The sequence below is a fragment of the Caulobacter sp. GW821-FHT09B08 genome (assembly GCF_059418225.1).
The window spans coordinates 177,524-191,675 of record NZ_JBWKPL010000004.1 but is presented as its reverse complement, the minus strand read 5'-3'; the positions used below and the strand labels follow the sequence as shown (position 1 = coordinate 191,675).

Here is a 14,152-nt window from a genome sequence, read left to right as displayed (position 1 = left end):
CTCAGACCGTCGCCAGCGCTCCGACCAGCGTCGCGGCGTTGGCCGGTTTCCTCAGCACCACGCCGCCTTCGACGTCGGGTTCCTGGTAGCCGGTCAGATAGACGAACGGGATCGCCTTGCGGGTCAGGGCGCTGGCCACCGGGGTGATCGGGCGGCCGGCCAGGTTGATGTCCAGCAGGGCGCGGTCGATGCCGCCGGCCTCGACCAGGGCCAGGGCGTCGTCGATGTCGGCGGTGGGGCCGATCACCTGGGCGCCGGCGTCGGTCAGGATCCGGGTCAGCTCCATGGCCACCAAGGCCTCGTCCTCGACCACCAGCACCCGCTGGTCGACCAGGCTGCGCACCGCCTCGCCGGTGGCGCCGTCGCCGGCCGACGGCCTGGGCGGCGTGCCGAAATAGGGCGTGGCGCCCTTGTCCAGCACGATCCGGCACACCAGGCCCTCCGGCGGCCAGTCCTGGGTGATCGCCGCGCCCACCTGGCGGCCGGCGTTGGCGATCAGGGTGGCGCCGAAGCCCTGGCGCTTGGGCGGTGTGGCGTGCGGCCCGCCGGTTTCGCGCCAGGTGATGACCAGCCGCCGCTCGGGCTCCCAGCGCCAACTGACCTCCAGCGCCCCGGACGAGGCCGACAGGGCGCCGTACTTACCTGCATTGGTGGCCAGCTCGTGGATCACCAGCCCCAGCGACTGGGCCGCTTCGACCTGGATCAGCACCGGCGGTCCCTGGATGGTCAGCCGGCCGTCGTTCTCGGCGCCATAGGGCTCCAGCTCCTGCTGCAGCAGCACGTCCAGCCGCGCGCCGCTCCAGCGGTTGCTGGACAGCAGGCTATGCGAGCGGGCCAGCGAGCCGATGCGGCCCGACAGGGCCGTGACGTACTGGCTCTTGTCGACGAAGGGCGTCAGCTGGGCCAGGGACTGGACCACGGCCAGCACGTTCTTGGCGCGGTGGTCGACCTCGCGGATCAGCAGGCGTTCGGTCTCCTCGGCCTGCACCAGGGCGGCGTCCGAACGCGCCCGCTCGGCCTCCGACCAGGTCAGCTGGGCCAGTTCGCCGACGAAGGCCAGGTCTTGGTCGCTCCACCGGCGGGGCGTGTCCTGCACGACATAGAAATAGGCCGCCAGGCGACCGGCCCGGATCAGCGGGAAGGTGAGATAGGCGCCGATGTGCGGTTCGCCGAACGCCCCGGCCGCGGCGGCCTCGGCGGTGCGGGGATCGGTGGCGACGTCGTGGATCACGGTCTCGCGCCCGGTCCGCATCTCCTCGGCCGTCGCCGTGCCGAACCGGTCCAGGACATAGCGTGTCCCGACCCGCGACACCGAAGCGCCGTTGCTCCACTCGCCCACCACGTCAGTGTGGACGACGGCGAAGTCGACCTCGCCATAGCCCACGCGGGTGGCGTTCAACTGCCGGCCCAGGGTCTCGCAGGCCTTGGCGATGACGGCGGCCGGGTCGCTCTCCTCGCGCAGGCGGCGGCCCAGTTCCAGGATCAGCGCCCGGCGACGCTCCTGCTCCAGCAGCCGCGACATCTCGGCCTCGGCGCGCTTGCGCTCGGTGATGTCGGTGACCAGTACGCAATAGCCGGCGACAGTCCCGTCCGGCGCCAGGTCGGGCACGTACTGGGCCTCGATGTGGCGCAGGCCGGCCTCGGCATAGGGCACCTCGCCCTCGAAGGTGACGCGTTCGCCCGCCAGGGCGCGAGCCACGTGATGCCTGACCCTCTCGTAGCCGTCCGGACCCAGCACCTGGCGCAAGGTGCGGCCCTCGATGCGGGAGCGCTCCAGGCCGAACCATTCCTCATAGGCGCGGTTGACGAAGCGGTAGCGCTCGTCGCGGTCCAGATAGCCGATCAGCACCGGCGCGGCGTCGGCGACCATGGCCGAGAACACCGCGCGGTTTCCCGCGGGCTCGATCTTGCCGGACATGCGCGAAGGATCGGTCATGCGGACGCGGGCTCGTGAACGCTCGATCAGGAGCGCGGCGGGAGCGTGTCACGGGTGGAGCTTGGAAAACGTGTGACAAACGGTCGCGGGATCGGCCGTCGCGGCGACTAGGCGCCGGCCGGGTCCTCGCGCCGGAAGGTCGCCACCAGCACGTCGCGCCGCGCCGGGGCGCCCGGCTCCAGCGGATGGATGGCCGTCACCCCGTGCAGCACGCGGTGGTCGTTCAGGAAGACGCTGTCGCGCGGCCGCTCCAGGGTAAAGGCGCCCAGGCGCGCGCCGTCGGGGCTGAAGACGTCGGTGACGCCGCTGGCCACGTTGTGGCGGTTCACCAGCATGACGATCACCCAGTCCACCCCGTCGCGGTGCGCCCCCTCGGGCGTGGGCAGACCGGCCTCGCCGTCGCCGGCCTCGATGCGGAACTGGTGCAGTTCCACGTGCCAGGCGGCGGGGGGATCGGCGGTCAGGCCCTGGAACAGGGCCAGGCCCTCGACCAGCAGGCCCTGGGTCACCGGATGGTCGGCCACGGCGTCGAGCACCGGCTCGAACCAGCGCTGCACCCCGCCGTTCAGGCTGTTGTAGTCGCGGCTCTGATAGTGCGGCTGGTGCGGCTTGCGGGCGACGCCGTCGGGACCGGCGGCGAAGGCCGCGAAGCGCCGGCGGCGATAGCGGCCGCCGTCGGCCATGAAGCGGTCCAGCCCCAGGTCGTCCCAGCTGTCGGCGAAGGCGTCCCAGTCGGCCAGGGCCTGGGGACCCAGCAGGGCGTCGATCTGGTCCGGAAGCACGCGGCGGAAGCCGGAGGCGCGCAAGTCGGCGGCGATGTCGGATCTGAGCAAGCGCGGCCTCCGGCGAAACGAGGCCTCCACATGGGGCGCCCAGACCTTCAAGCCAAGGCCTTCACTCAAGCCAAGGCTTTCCCCGACAAAGGTATCAGGCCGGGACCTGGGGCTGGGTCCAGCGCACCACGGCCTGGAGCAGGCGCTGGGCGTCGATCGGCTTGCCCACGTGGTCGTCCATGCCGGCGGCCAGGCAGTTGGCCACCTGTTCGGGCAGGACGTTGGCGGTCATGGCGACGATCGGCGCGCGCGCCCCGGTCTCGGCGGCGCGGATGCGGCGGGTGGCCGTCAGCCCGTCCATCACCGGCATCTGCACGTCCATCAGGATCAGGTCGTAGGCCAGGCGCTGGGCGGCCTCCACGCCCTCGACCCCGTCGGCGGCGGTGTCGATGACCACGTCGAACGGCTCCAGCAGGGTGCAGACCAGCTCGCGATTGACCGCGTTGTCCTCGACCAGCAGCAGGCGCAGGGGCGCGTCGAACTCGGCCTCGGGCGCGGGGGCGGCCGGCGAGGGCGTCGCGCGCTCGGCGAAGGGCAGGGGAACCTCGAACCAGAAGGTCGAGCCCTGGCTGACCCGGCTGTCGGCGCCGATCCGGCCCTCCATCTTCTCGACCAGGTGCTTGCAGATCGCCAGGCCCAGGCCCGCGCCGCCGAACCGTCGGGAGACGGCCGCGTCGGCCTGGGCGAAGCGCTCGAACACGCCGTCGATCTGGTGGGCGGGAATGCCGATGCCGGTGTCGGTCACCTCGATCCGCAGCAGGCCGCCGGTCTCGGTCTCGACCTGGCTGAGGCGCGTGACGATCCGGCCCTCGCGGGTGAATTTCACGGCGTTGGACAGGAAGTTCAGCAGCACGCGCGACAGGCGCGGCGCGTCGCCGACCATCGGGCGCGGCGTCGGGCCGGGCTCCAGCGTCAGCGCCAGTCCCTTGGCGGCGGCCTGCTCGCCGACCAGGGCGCAGGCGGCCTCGGCCAGGGCCAGGGGATCGAAGGGCTGCGGATCCAGGTCCACCCCGCCGGCCTCCAGCCGCGAATAGTCCAGCACGTCGTTGACCACGCCCAGCAGGGTGGCGCTGGCCGACTGGATCAGATGGACGTGGCGGGCGTCCCGCTCGGCCAGGTCCTGCGACCGCTGCAGCACCTGGGAAAAGCCGATGATGGCGTTGAGCGGCGTGCGCAGCTCGTGGGTCATGTTGGCCAGGAAGTCGGACTTGGCCGCGACGGCCGCCTGGGCCTGCTCCAGGGCGGCGACCAGCTCCAGCTCCAGGTTCTTTCGCTGGGTGATCTCTCGGGTGGTCGAGATCAGGCCGCCGCGATCCTTCAGGGACGTATAGGTGCTCTCTAGCCAGATCTCGATGCCGTCCTGGCGCAGGCGGCGGTACTGGGCGGTGCGCGGCCCGTTCTCGTGGGTCAGGTCGGCGACCAGGGCGTTGATGAGGCGATAGTCGTCCGGATGGATGCCCTCGTTCGGGGGCAGGCGCATGTACTCGTCCATGTCGTAGCCCAGCAGCCGCTGGATCGACGGAGAGCTGTAGAGCCTGTTCCCCTGGCCGTCCCACAGCGACACGGTGTCCGACAGGTTGTCGGCCAGCAGGCCGTAGAGCTGCTCGCTGGCCCGGAAGCGTTCCAGGGCGTCCTGCGCCTCCCGCACGGCCTGCTCGCGGTCGGCCAGGGTGCGGATCAGGGCGTTGCGGGCCACGGCCAGGTCGATGTGCTGGCTCGACAGGGCGTAGCCCAACGGCAGGCCCACCAGGACCGAGATGGCCAGGGTGGAGAGCGGCGAATAGGCGCTGGGCGTGTTCATGACGAGGACGTTGACGACATAGTCCGCCACCATGGTGGTGGCGGTGACGACCAACGTGATGGCCAGGGCCCGCAGGATCTTGGCGCGTGTCATGAGATGGCGAACGAATTCCACGTGTTAAGCGCTTCCAGCGCTTAACCTATACCGTGGTCCAGGTCGTTGAGGCGTGTTGACGCGGGGGCGCTTTCGGGGCGGCGACCTTAGGCCGCGCTAAATCCCAGCTTGTTAACCCTGCTCCTAAACCTGACCGAAAGCTCGACGTGGCAGGTTGACGCAGTGCTTCCCAGTTCCTTCCGGGGCGCCTTCTCGTCCGCCATCAGGCCTTCGCAAAGGTTCCTATGCTCTTCCTGCTCAACGATGTCGTCCTCAGCCTCGACGCCGCAGAACTGTCGCCGCCGCTCACGCGCGACCGGTTCTCGAAGCTGTCGCTGAACTACGTCGCCAAGCTGGGCCAGGAGCTGTACGCGGCCGAGCCGCTGCTGCACCACAAGGATCCGGAAAAGGCCCAGCGCCTGGCCGCCCTGATCATCGCCAAGGCCCCCGAGGTCAATGCGGCGCTGTTCATCGCCCCGGCGCGCGGCTGCCTGGTCGACCAGGTTCAGGTGCGCTACGCCCAGCTGGGCGTGGAGGTGATGGGCACGCTGCTGGAGCGCCAGAAGTCCGGCGCCCTGAGCAATCTGGAGGCCGACCGGCAGGTCTGGCGACGCCTGGCCGCCTGATCGCCGCTTAACTTCGGAATAGGAACGTCTTCAGGCGCGCACCGAGGTCATGCCTCGAGGCCGCGCCCAAGGGTCTTTCAGAGGGGGCGTCCGCCCCGCTTTCGAAAGCCTGGATCGGCTAGAGCACGCCGATCAGGCTGAAGAGCCACTTGAGCCCGACCGCCAGCGCCACCAGGCCAGCGACCGACAGGCCGAAGCAGAGGGCGTTGCCTTGAGGGGTGCAAGCGATGCGCCGGTGGCGCGGCTCGTGGACCAAAGCCATTTGTCGTTTCCTCTTACACGGCCGCTCCTCTGTGTGAGCGATCCGCCGAACCCTGAGCATGACTCCAAAACCCCACACTGACTAGGGTCGTTCCCGGGGTTTTCGTATCGCCGGTACGGTATCTGACGTCGTACCCCGCGCGGGGCGTTGACAGGCGCCCAGGCGCCGGAACGGGCCGGAGGAGGGTGACAAGCGGCCCCCGTGGCGCTAACCCCCGGGGATGAGCACCTCCCTCGCCCTCGAGGCCGCCCGTCGGCGCACCTTCGCCATCATCAGCCACCCCGACGCCGGCAAGACGACCCTGACCGAAAACCTGCTGCTGGCGGGCGGGGCGATCCGCGCGGCCGGCGCCGTGCGCGCCCGCGGCCAGGCCCGCCGCACCCAGTCCGACTGGATGAAGATCGAGCGCGAGCGCGGGATCTCGGTCTCGGCCTCGGTGATGACGTTCGACCACGACGGCCTGATGTTCAACCTGCTGGACACCCCGGGCCACGAGGACTTCTCGGAAGACACCTATCGCACCCTCACCGCCGCCGACGCGGCGATCATGGTGCTGGACGCCGCCAAGGGCATCGAGCCCCAGACCCTGAAGCTGTTCGAGGTGTGCCGCCTGCGCGACATCCCGATCATCACCTTCATCAACAAGATGGACCGCGAGGCTCAGGACCCGTTCGAGCTGCTGGACGAGGTGTCGTCCAAGCTGGCCCTCGACCCCGCGCCGCTCTACTGGCCGGCCGGCTCGGGCGGGCGGTTCAAGGGCATGCTGGACCTGCGGGCCCAGAAGTTCATCCCCTACGCCAAGAAGAGCTCGACCGACGAGGAGGGGCATCCCGACCCCATCGCCTTCAACGGCAACGCCGTCGTCCAGTACCTGGAGCCCGACGAACAGGCCGAGCTGGAAGAGAACGCCATGCTGGTCACCGAGGCCGGCAAGCCGTTCGACGTCCAGAGCTTCCTGGAAGGCCACATGACGCCGGTGTTCTTCGGCTCGGCTCTGCGCCACTTCGGCGTCAACGAGCTGCTGGCCGGCATCGGCGCCTACGCCCCGGCCCCGCATCCGGCCAAGGTCAGCAAGGCGGGCGTCGACACCCATGTCGCCCCCGGCGACAGCGAGGTCTCGGGCTTCGTGTTCAAGGTCCAGGCCAACATGGACCCCAATCACCGCGACCGGATCGCCTTCCTGCGCCTGACCAGCGGCCGCTTCACGCGCGGCATGAAGCTGAAGGCCCAGAACACCGGCAAGGCCATGAGCGTCAACGCGCCGATCATGTTCTTCGCCTCCGACCGCGAGCTGGCCGAGGACGCCTTCGCCGGCGACGTGATCGGCATCCCCAACCACGGCGTGCTGCGGGTGGGCGACAGCCTGTCGGAGACGGGCGCGCTGCGCTTCGCCGGCCTGCCCAACTTCGCCCCGGAAATCCTGCGCCGCGTGCGCGTCAAGGATCCCCTGAAGGCCAAGCACCTGAAAAAGGCGCTGGAGGGCCTGGCCGAGGAGGGCGTCACCCAGCTCTTCCGTCCGATGATCGGCAGCTCCGACTTCATCGTCGGCGCCGTGGGGCAGCTGCAGTTCGAGGTCATGGCCGACCGCCTGGCCAACGAATACAATCTGGATGTGATCTTCGAGAACGCCCCCTACGCCGAGGCCCGCTGGCTGAACGGCGAGCGCGCCGACGTCGAGGACTTCGTCAACAAGCACCGCTCGGCCATGGCCCACGACATCGACGAACAGCCGGTGTTCCTGGGCAAGTCGTCCTGGGAGATCGGCTATGTCGCCGAGCGCTTCCCCAAGGTGCGGTTCGAACGGACCAAGGAACGGGGCTAGTCCCGCCCCTTCTCCTGGGTTGAGTTGAGTTTCAATTCCACTTGACCGCGCGGTCGCGGGGGCGAATTCTGACCCTGGGGGCCTTCCGCGCGATCGAGGTCGTGGGATGACAGATCAGGGCAGGCCGCGCGGCGACCGCGCCGGGCGATGGACCGGCGGTATTCTCGTGGCCCTGGTCCTGGCGTTCGCCGGCCCGGCGATGGCCCGGCAGGCGGCCGCTCGGCCCGCCGCCGCCGCCCAGGCGCCGGTGGTTACCAACTACGCCGAATGCACCCGAGTCTATGCGACGCGCCGGGACGTGGCGGCCTATTGCCGGCGACTGTTCCCGGCTCCGACGGTCAATTCCTACGACACCTGCGTCGAGGCCAATGGCGCGACGGCCCAGGCGCGGACGATGTGCGCTCAGCGCTATCCGGACACCGCGCCCAAGCCTGCCCAGGCCGCCCAGCCCGTCGACGTCACCAAGCTGATCGACGCTTGGCTGGACCGTCCCAAGCCCGACAAGCCGCCGCCGGCCGATCCGTTGGCGGTGGTCCCGCAGATCCAGGCGGCCTGCGCGCGGTATGCGGGCAACGCCCAGCGCTGGCTGCGCTGCACGGCCGACGGCTGGCGCGACAGCGGCCTGAGAGGCCAGCCGCCGCTGGTGCTGCAGGCCCCGCCCGAGGCCCCGCCGGTCGAGCCGCCCGTATCGCCCCCCGTCGAACCGCCGGTCGTCCTGAAGCCCGACCCGCCGCCGGTCAGGCCCAAGCCGCCGGTCGCCGGTCCCGACGCATCGGCGCCGAAACCGCCCGCCGAGGTCGTTCCGCCGTCCAAGCCGCCCGCCGTGACGCCCAGGCCTGCGCCGCCCAAGGTGGTCGATGTCTCGCCGCCGCCCGAGCCGGGCATGCCGACCTGGGCCTGGTGGCTGATCGCGATCGCCGCCCTGACCGCCGCCGGGGCGGGTGGGTTCGGCCTGTCGCGCTGGCTGGAGCGGATTCGGTGGCCCAAGCCTCCCCAGGTCCAGGCCGCGCCCTGCGCGCCGGCCGAGGTCACCCTGATCGCCGACCCGGGCGTGGTCGTGCTGACGCCGGACGGGCCGCCGCGCGCGGGCATGGCCGTGTCGATGCGGATCGCTGCGGACGAGGGCGAAGGCGAGGTGCGGCTCGACTATCCCACGCTGGAGACCGCGCCATGACCGAGGCCGCGGCCGAAACGGCGCCCGCCGGCGCCACCTGGCGGCTGTTGTTCGCCGAGGCGGGCGGCGATCCGCTGGAGGGCTGCAAGACCGCGCCGCCCCTGACCGAGGCGATCTCCGAGGCGGCCGGCAAGTTCCCCAGCGCCTGCTGGGACGACGTCCAGAGCGGCTGCCAGCGCGAGGTGGACAAGCTGATGGACCTGTCGATCGAGCGGGTGCTGTTCGACGGCTGGATGAAGCTGGAGCGCTTCAAGAAGTGCGTCGAGGAGTCCAAGGCCCGGCCCGACGACGCCTTCTTCCAAGACCTGGACGACCACAAGATCGCCTCCACCCACAAGCCCCGGATCGAACTGCGCTACGGCGCGGTCAAGGTTGCCGACCTGGATTTCGAGATGGAGCTGGCCCTCAAGGTCAAGGGCATGCGGCTGGAGATCCGGGGCGGCAAGGTGGTCTCCGCCACCGCCGGGGTCTGCACGGCCAGCGCCAAGCTGTCGCTGCACCACCAGGTGCTGCTGGAGCGCGGCACGCCGGAATTCGCGGCGGTGGGCAAGATCCGGTTCGCCTAAGGCGGGGCTCGGCGCCCACGCTCCCCTTTTTGCTTTCCCGCGCGAAGCGGATAGGAGGGACGAAACAGTTCCGGAGACCGCCGCCATGTCCGCCGACGCCCCGCTCGCCATCGGCCTGGTCGCTCACGACGACAAGAAGGCGGCGCTGGTCGAGTGGTCCGTCGCGCACCGGGCGTTCCTGGCGCGGCACAAGCTGTACGCCACGGGCACGACCGGCGGGCGCATCCTGGAGGCCCTTCCGGACCTGGACCTCACCCGCTTCAAGAGCGGTCCGCTGGGCGGCGACCAGCAGCTGGGCGCCCTGCTGGCCGAGGGGCTGCTGGACCTGTTGGTGTTCTTCGTCGACCCGCTGTCGCCCCAGCCGCACGACGTGGACGTCAAGGCGCTGATCCGCATGGCGACCCTGGCCGACATCCCTTTCGCCTGCAACGTGGCCACCGCCGACCTGATCGTGGCGGGACGTTGAGCATCACGGGGTTGTGAGTCCCGCGCGGATATTGCCAAGGTTGTGCGCAATCATCGGCTGTGTTGCGCTGAGGCGGTTCCACGGAGGATCGCATGAAGACCCTGACCACCAAGCTGGCCGCCGCCGCCCTGTTGACCGCTTCGCTCTTCGCCTGGGCCGACCCGGCCTCGGCGCGCCTGTATGCTGTGGAAGCCCAGTACTATTCAGGGCCGGACTTCAACCAGCTGGTCGGCGAGGTCTACACCAACTGCGACGGAACCGGATCGGCGTGGGGCGTGCGCACGCCCTACGTCATCCGCGAGACGACGCTCTGTCCTTAGGGTCTAGCCCGGGAACTTCATCAGGTTCGGGCGCGGGATCGCGGCCTTGAACGTGCCCCGGGTCTTGGCGGTGTCCAGGCCGAAGTCGGCCCAGGCCTTCAGGAAGCCGGCGGCGGGCGCGGCGTCCGACAACGGCGCCAGGGCCAGGACGGGGCGGGCGGCCACCAGTTTGCGCGCGGCGGCCCAGGCCTCGGGCTCGGCCGTGGCGTAGGCCCCGTCGCTGGCCACCAACTCGGCAGCGAGATCCGGATCGGCGAAGTGCAGGGTCACGGCCGTATCGGCCGGCAGGTCGGCGATGGAGGTCAGGGCCTCGATCACCCCGGTCAGCACCATCTTGGCGCGGCTGACGCGTCGTTCGCCGCCGGCCGCCCCGGCCAGGCCGCCATCGGCGGCGCGGCGCACATGGGCCCAGCCGCCGTAGCCGGGATCGGATTTGACGAGGGCGGCGGTCCAGAGATCGACGGAAGCGGTCATGGCGCTCTGTTTAAAGCCGGGTCCGGACCGTGGCCAGAGGGGAGGGCGCCTGGATACCGTGACGAACGCCGTTCGCCGAGGCATGCTCGCCTCACGTTCCCCGAGTCGGAGCCTGGCATGCCGGATCTCGTTCTCGCCGCCCTGCACCACCTGCTGATCCTGTCGCTGGCCGGCCTGCTGGCCGTGGAGCGGATCCTGGTCAGGCCCGGGGTGGGCGGGGATACGCTGCGGATCCTGGGGGCGATCGACGCCGCCTACGGGGCGACGGCGGGGCTGATCCTGGTGGTGGGGTTCTGCCGCGTCTATCTGGGCGCCAAGGGGCCGGCCTTCTATCTGGAGAACCCGCTGTTCTGGGCCAAGATCGCCGCCTTCGCGGTGGTGGGCCTGGCCTCGATCCTGCCGACCCTGGCGATCTTCCGATGGCGCCGCCAGGCCAAGGCCGACCCGGCCTTCGCGCCCTCGGCCGCCGAGGTCGCCACGGTGCGCCGGGCGCTAGCGGTGGAGCTGATCGTCTTCGCCTTCATCCCGATCTTCGCGGCCGCCATGGCGCGCGGCTACGGGCTTTAGTCTTCCCTAGAGCAAGCGGGCGACGAGGGCGCGGAAAGCTGCGCCGGAACAGACTGTAAACCCGATCTTAAAATCTATGGTTAACGTCATTTTCACTTCAGTGAACAATGTTCTAATTTTCGCGGTGGCGTCAGTTTCGCCGTCCGCGTCAAACAAGCAAGAAGTGTGCCAAATCGGTGCAAAAACAGGGGTTTGGGCGGCATTTGGGAACGAAATGTAAACACGCTCCAAATATTTATGGTTAACGCCATCTTAAGAGCTGTTAACCGCTTGTTAAACGCGTTGGCTCTGGCTTTGCTACTCGAGCGTTGAACCCTTGCCGGACGTCCCGGTGTGGGACGTTCCGTGTGCGGAGTGCGCAGCGATGTTCGATTTCGGCCGTGATCTGAAGCGACTCTTCGGAGTGGACGCCGGGGCGCCCGCGAGGGCGGCCGCGCACCGCGACGGCCTCACAGGTGGCGACACCTCTCTGCTGGAACTGCTGGACCTGCGCCTGCTGGTCAACGAGGCCCGCTCGGCCGACGTGGCCGCCGGCCGTATCGGGGCCAAGGATCGCGGTCATCGTCTGCTGGAAGCCGCCGTGGTCTGGCGCGAGCTGGCCCGCCGCTCGGGCGACGCCGCGGCCCTGCGCAAGGGCGCGGCCCAGGCCGAGGCCGCCGCCAAGGTGTTCGAAGCCGAGCACAAGCATGAAGCCCTGGCCGCCGCCCGCTGCGAGCAGGCCACCCTGGCCGTCCTGGGCGCCGACCTGTTCGGCGACGAGGGGCTGCACGCCGCCGCCGGCGCCACCCTGACCCTGGCCAAGACCGCGCCGGGCCACCGCTGCGCCATGGTCGAGGCCCTGCTGGCCGGATTGGAAGGCCGCGTGGCCCTGGGCGAGCACGATCTCGACCGCGCCCTGGCCGCCGCTCAAGCCTTCGAGGCGCCCCTGCGTGGACTGGCTGCAGCCCGCCGGGTCAAGGGCGGGGCTTCGCGCCTGCTGCTGGCCGACCAGCGCGCCGCCCGTGTGGAGCTGCTGCTGTCCTGCGCCGCGCGCCTGAAGGATCGCGCCCTGACCGAGGTGGCCCTGAACGAAGCCAAGACCGCCGAGGCGGCGCTGGATCCCGATTTCGAACCCCTGGCCTGGTCGCGCCTGGAGTCCCTGCGCGGGACGGCCCTGGTGCAACTGGGCGAGCTGGACGGCGAGATCAACCACATCGCCGACGGCGTCGAGGCCCTGGCCGCCGCCATCGAGCCGGTCGACGCCGACCACAGCCCGATGGACTGGGCCCGAGCCCAAGCCGCTCTCGGCGCCGGCCTGCAGGCCATGGGCGAGGCCACAACCTCGGAGCGCTGCTTCGAGCGGGCGGTCACCTGCTACGACCGCGCCTCGCACATCCTCAAGACCCAGCCGGCCCTGGCCCTGCGCGCCGTGGTCGCCAACAACCGCGCCCTCAGCTTGGCGCGCTGCGCCGAGCTGACCGCGGATCTCGCGGTGCTGGACGCGGCCGAGATGGCCTTCAAGGGCGAGCTGGCCTCGACGCCGGGCGCCCGTGATCCGGCCGCCTGGGCCGTGACCCAGATGAACCTAGCCCGCCTCTACGAGGCCCGGGTCGAGATCACCGGCCGCGACGACGGCCGGCTGGATCGGGCGGCCATGGCCTTGGCCAGCGCCTTCGACGTGTTCGCCGAACTAGGCCTGAGGTCGCTGACCGACCTGGCGGCTCAGGGGTTGCAGAGGGTCAAGCAGGCGCACGCCGCCTGACCCATTTTGAAACCGGCCGGCCCCAAGGGGCCAGGACCCAGAGAACAGTAGGGAAGACCCAGTGATCGCTTCGTTGCTCGTCGCCGCCGCCGTTTCGATCGTTCCGACCCCGGTCGCGCAAAACAGCGTGCAGCAGGTCAAGGACACCCAGCCCCAGATCGCCGAAGCCATGCTCAGCTGCATGGTCAAGCGCGACGGCGGCCTGACGGCTTGCTCGGTGCAGAGCGAGTTCCCGGCCGACATGGGCGTGGGCAAGGCGGCCGTGTCGATGGCCTCGCAGTTCCAGGTCGACCTGATGGGCCCCGACGGCAAGAGCCGCGCCGGCTCGTTCATCGACGTGCCGGTCCGCATCCGCATCCGCTAGTTTTCGAACCCTCGACCCCGGCGGCGACGCGGCCTAGCTTGGCGCGTCGCTTTTGGAGAGGGTGAGCATGGACGGGCGCTTCGACGACCTGGACGTTTCGCGGGTGGTCTATCTCGTCCTCTATCTTTTCGTCGTCATCATGGGTCTGCGCGGCCTGCCGTCGGTGCGCCGCCGCAGGATAGCGCCGCCACGTTGCGGCGCCTGCCAGACGCCTGTCGATCCGACCGCCGCGCCGCTAGGCCCCTGGGGTGGTTGGCGCTGCGCCCATTGCGGGACAAGTGTCGATCCCGTCGTCGAACCCCCGCCGAGACGCGGCCTGAAAGGCTGGATCGACCAGCATCCCTGGGCGGTGCATGGCGCGATCTGGGCCGGCCTGGCCTGGCTGCTGCTGGCGGGGCGCGACCTGTGGATCCACGAGCCGCTCCCCCGGCCCCTGACCTTCCCCCTCACCGTCATCGCCGGCCTGGGCGTGGGCTGGCTGCTGACCCTGACCGTCGGGCGGCGCGGCTAGGGATCCTTCACCAGCCCGGCGGCGGAGGCGGCGGCTCGTCCAGAGGCGGCGGGCCCCCGTAGCGGTCCTGTTCGCGGGCGTCTTCCCATGCGGCCTGTTCCTCGCGGGCCGCCTGGGCCAGCCGCTCTTCCTGCCATCGCCGCCGTTCGGCCCGTTCCAGCCGGGCGCGCTCGAAGCGGTCGCGGCGCCAGGCCGCCTCGCGCTCCCAGCGATCGTCGACCGGTTCGGGCGGCGGCGCGAGATCCTCGTCGTCCTCGACCTGGGCGACCTGGACCGGCGCCGGGCGCGCGGGAGGCGGGGGCTGGCGCACGGGCGGGGTCCGCACGAACAGCGCCTCGCGCCCCTTGGCCATGGCCTTGGCGGCCTCCGAAAGCCCGACGTCCAGCGGGGCGGAAGACGCGGTGGCCGCCTTGGGCGGCTGGACCAGGGCGATGCGCAGGCCGTCGTCGCCCGCCTTTTCCAGCGGCGGATCGGGCCGCGTCAGGGCGGGCCAGGCGGCGATGGCCAGGGCGGACGTGGTGACGATCGCGGCCACGGTGACGCCGACGGCCAGGGCCGTCTTGTTTTTGGGCAGTTCCACTAGGGCGCTCCGGAAG

The 14,152-nt window shown here is 70.4% G+C and carries 16 protein-coding genes; 10 read left to right on the top strand and 6 right to left on the bottom strand.

Annotated elements, in window-relative coordinates:
- Nucleotide 1: 1 nt before the first annotated feature.
- The 3 genes from AC07OA_RS14240 to AC07OA_RS14230 form a co-directional block, all read right to left on the bottom strand.
- Entirely contained in the window at nt 2-1,936 is a 1,935-nt protein-coding gene (locus AC07OA_RS14240) for a PAS domain-containing protein (protein ID WP_494664469.1), read from the bottom strand.
- 107 nt (nt 1,937-2,043) lie between these two features.
- On the bottom strand, nt 2,044-2,769 hold the full coding sequence (locus AC07OA_RS14235; RefSeq protein ID WP_494664468.1) for a 2OG-Fe dioxygenase family protein: 726 nt from the start codon (nt 2,767-2,769) through the stop codon (nt 2,044-2,046).
- A 94-nt stretch (nt 2,770-2,863) separates the two neighbouring features.
- Nucleotides 2,864-4,663, bottom strand: a complete 1,800-nt coding sequence (locus AC07OA_RS14230; RefSeq protein ID WP_494664467.1) for a PAS domain-containing hybrid sensor histidine kinase/response regulator — start codon at nt 4,661-4,663, stop codon at nt 2,864-2,866.
- Nucleotides 4,664-4,908: 245 nt separating this feature from the next.
- Between AC07OA_RS14230 and AC07OA_RS14225 the strand changes: the two genes are divergently transcribed.
- The gene (locus AC07OA_RS14225) at nt 4,909-5,289 is read left to right on the top strand and encodes a hypothetical protein (RefSeq protein WP_494664466.1); all 381 of its coding nucleotides are present in this window, start codon (nt 4,909-4,911) and stop codon (nt 5,287-5,289) included.
- Nucleotides 5,290-5,407: 118 nt separating this feature from the next.
- On the opposite strand, the gene AC07OA_RS14220 is transcribed toward AC07OA_RS14225, so the two are convergent.
- Complete coding sequence (locus AC07OA_RS14220; protein WP_494664465.1) at nt 5,408-5,551, bottom strand: hypothetical protein; 144 nt, start codon at nt 5,549-5,551, stop codon at nt 5,408-5,410.
- Nucleotides 5,552-5,771: 220 nt separating this feature from the next.
- Here AC07OA_RS14220 and AC07OA_RS14215 point away from each other — a divergent pair, with 220 nt between their 5' ends.
- The 5 genes from AC07OA_RS14215 to AC07OA_RS14195 all read left to right on the top strand — a co-directional run bounded on the left by AC07OA_RS14215 (nt 5,772) and on the right by AC07OA_RS14195 (nt 9,899).
- Nucleotides 5,772-7,373 carry a peptide chain release factor 3 gene (locus AC07OA_RS14215; protein WP_494664464.1) on the top strand — a complete coding sequence of 534 codons (1,602 nt, stop codon included), beginning with the start codon at nt 5,772-5,774 and terminating at the stop codon, nt 7,371-7,373.
- A gap of 106 nt (nt 7,374-7,479) precedes the next feature.
- On the top strand, nt 7,480-8,547 hold the full coding sequence (locus AC07OA_RS14210; protein ID WP_494664463.1) for a hypothetical protein: 1,068 nt from the start codon (nt 7,480-7,482) through the stop codon (nt 8,545-8,547).
- Nucleotides 8,544-9,113, top strand: a complete 570-nt coding sequence (locus tag AC07OA_RS14205) for a hypothetical protein (RefSeq protein WP_494664462.1) — start codon at nt 8,544-8,546, stop codon at nt 9,111-9,113. The genes AC07OA_RS14210 and AC07OA_RS14205 overlap by 4 nt, the downstream gene beginning before the upstream one ends.
- A gap of 85 nt (nt 9,114-9,198) precedes the next feature.
- Complete coding sequence (locus AC07OA_RS14200) at nt 9,199-9,579, top strand: methylglyoxal synthase (protein WP_494664461.1); 381 nt, start codon at nt 9,199-9,201, stop codon at nt 9,577-9,579.
- A gap of 92 nt (nt 9,580-9,671) precedes the next feature.
- A complete protein-coding gene (locus tag AC07OA_RS14195) occupies nt 9,672-9,899 on the top strand; it encodes a DUF6289 family protein (RefSeq protein ID WP_494664460.1) in 228 nt (75 codons plus the stop codon).
- A gap of 3 nt (nt 9,900-9,902) precedes the next feature.
- Here the strand turns inward: AC07OA_RS14195 and AC07OA_RS14190 are convergent, their stop codons facing one another.
- Entirely contained in the window at nt 9,903-10,373 is a 471-nt protein-coding gene (locus tag AC07OA_RS14190) for a ribonuclease H (RefSeq protein WP_494664459.1), read from the bottom strand.
- A 117-nt stretch (nt 10,374-10,490) separates the two neighbouring features.
- Here AC07OA_RS14190 and AC07OA_RS14185 point away from each other — a divergent pair, with 117 nt between their 5' ends.
- The 4 genes from AC07OA_RS14185 (at nt 10,491) to AC07OA_RS14170 (ending at nt 13,556) form a co-directional block, all read left to right on the top strand.
- On the top strand, nt 10,491-10,940 hold the full coding sequence (locus AC07OA_RS14185) for a DUF2214 family protein (protein ID WP_494664458.1): 450 nt from the start codon (nt 10,491-10,493) through the stop codon (nt 10,938-10,940).
- Nucleotides 10,941-11,304: 364 nt separating this feature from the next.
- Nucleotides 11,305-12,681: a hypothetical protein gene (locus AC07OA_RS14180; protein ID WP_494664457.1), complete on the top strand. Its 1,377-nt coding sequence runs from the start codon at nt 11,305-11,307 to the stop codon at nt 12,679-12,681.
- Between the two features lie 61 nt (nt 12,682-12,742).
- Complete coding sequence (locus tag AC07OA_RS14175; RefSeq protein ID WP_494664456.1) at nt 12,743-13,045, top strand: hypothetical protein; 303 nt, start codon at nt 12,743-12,745, stop codon at nt 13,043-13,045.
- 67 nt (nt 13,046-13,112) lie between these two features.
- Nucleotides 13,113-13,556 carry a hypothetical protein gene (locus tag AC07OA_RS14170; protein ID WP_494664455.1) on the top strand — a complete coding sequence of 148 codons (444 nt, stop codon included), beginning with the start codon at nt 13,113-13,115 and terminating at the stop codon, nt 13,554-13,556.
- A 7-nt stretch (nt 13,557-13,563) separates the two neighbouring features.
- Here AC07OA_RS14170 and AC07OA_RS14165 read toward each other — a convergent pair whose 3' ends face one another.
- Entirely contained in the window at nt 13,564-14,136 is a 573-nt protein-coding gene (locus tag AC07OA_RS14165; RefSeq protein WP_494664454.1) for a hypothetical protein, read from the bottom strand.
- Between the last annotated feature and the right edge of the window lie 16 nt (nt 14,137-14,152).

What these genes read in the sequence shown, in the direction of transcription:
- AC07OA_RS14240 (WP_494664469.1), bottom strand. Translation starts at nt 1,936, where the DNA reads ATGACCGATCCTTCGCGCATGTCCGGCAAGATCGAGCCCGCGGGAAAC.
- AC07OA_RS14230 (WP_494664467.1), bottom strand. Translation starts at nt 4,663, where the DNA reads ATGACACGCGCCAAGATCCTGCGGGCCCTGGCCATCACGTTGGTCGTC.
- AC07OA_RS14225 (WP_494664466.1), top strand. Translation starts at nt 4,909, where the DNA reads ATGCTCTTCCTGCTCAACGATGTCGTCCTCAGCCTCGACGCCGCAGAA.
- AC07OA_RS14220 (WP_494664465.1), bottom strand. Translation starts at nt 5,551, where the DNA reads ATGGCTTTGGTCCACGAGCCGCGCCACCGGCGCATCGCTTGCACCCCT.
- AC07OA_RS14215 (WP_494664464.1), top strand. Translation starts at nt 5,772, where the DNA reads ATGAGCACCTCCCTCGCCCTCGAGGCCGCCCGTCGGCGCACCTTCGCC.
- AC07OA_RS14210 (WP_494664463.1), top strand. Translation starts at nt 7,480, where the DNA reads ATGACAGATCAGGGCAGGCCGCGCGGCGACCGCGCCGGGCGATGGACC.
- AC07OA_RS14205 (WP_494664462.1), top strand. Translation starts at nt 8,544, where the DNA reads ATGACCGAGGCCGCGGCCGAAACGGCGCCCGCCGGCGCCACCTGGCGG.
- AC07OA_RS14200 (WP_494664461.1), top strand. Translation starts at nt 9,199, where the DNA reads ATGTCCGCCGACGCCCCGCTCGCCATCGGCCTGGTCGCTCACGACGAC.
- AC07OA_RS14195 (WP_494664460.1), top strand. Translation starts at nt 9,672, where the DNA reads ATGAAGACCCTGACCACCAAGCTGGCCGCCGCCGCCCTGTTGACCGCT.
- AC07OA_RS14190 (WP_494664459.1), bottom strand. Translation starts at nt 10,373, where the DNA reads ATGACCGCTTCCGTCGATCTCTGGACCGCCGCCCTCGTCAAATCCGAT.
- AC07OA_RS14185 (WP_494664458.1), top strand. Translation starts at nt 10,491, where the DNA reads ATGCCGGATCTCGTTCTCGCCGCCCTGCACCACCTGCTGATCCTGTCG.
- AC07OA_RS14180 (WP_494664457.1), top strand. Translation starts at nt 11,305, where the DNA reads ATGTTCGATTTCGGCCGTGATCTGAAGCGACTCTTCGGAGTGGACGCC.
- AC07OA_RS14170 (WP_494664455.1), top strand. Translation starts at nt 13,113, where the DNA reads ATGGACGGGCGCTTCGACGACCTGGACGTTTCGCGGGTGGTCTATCTC.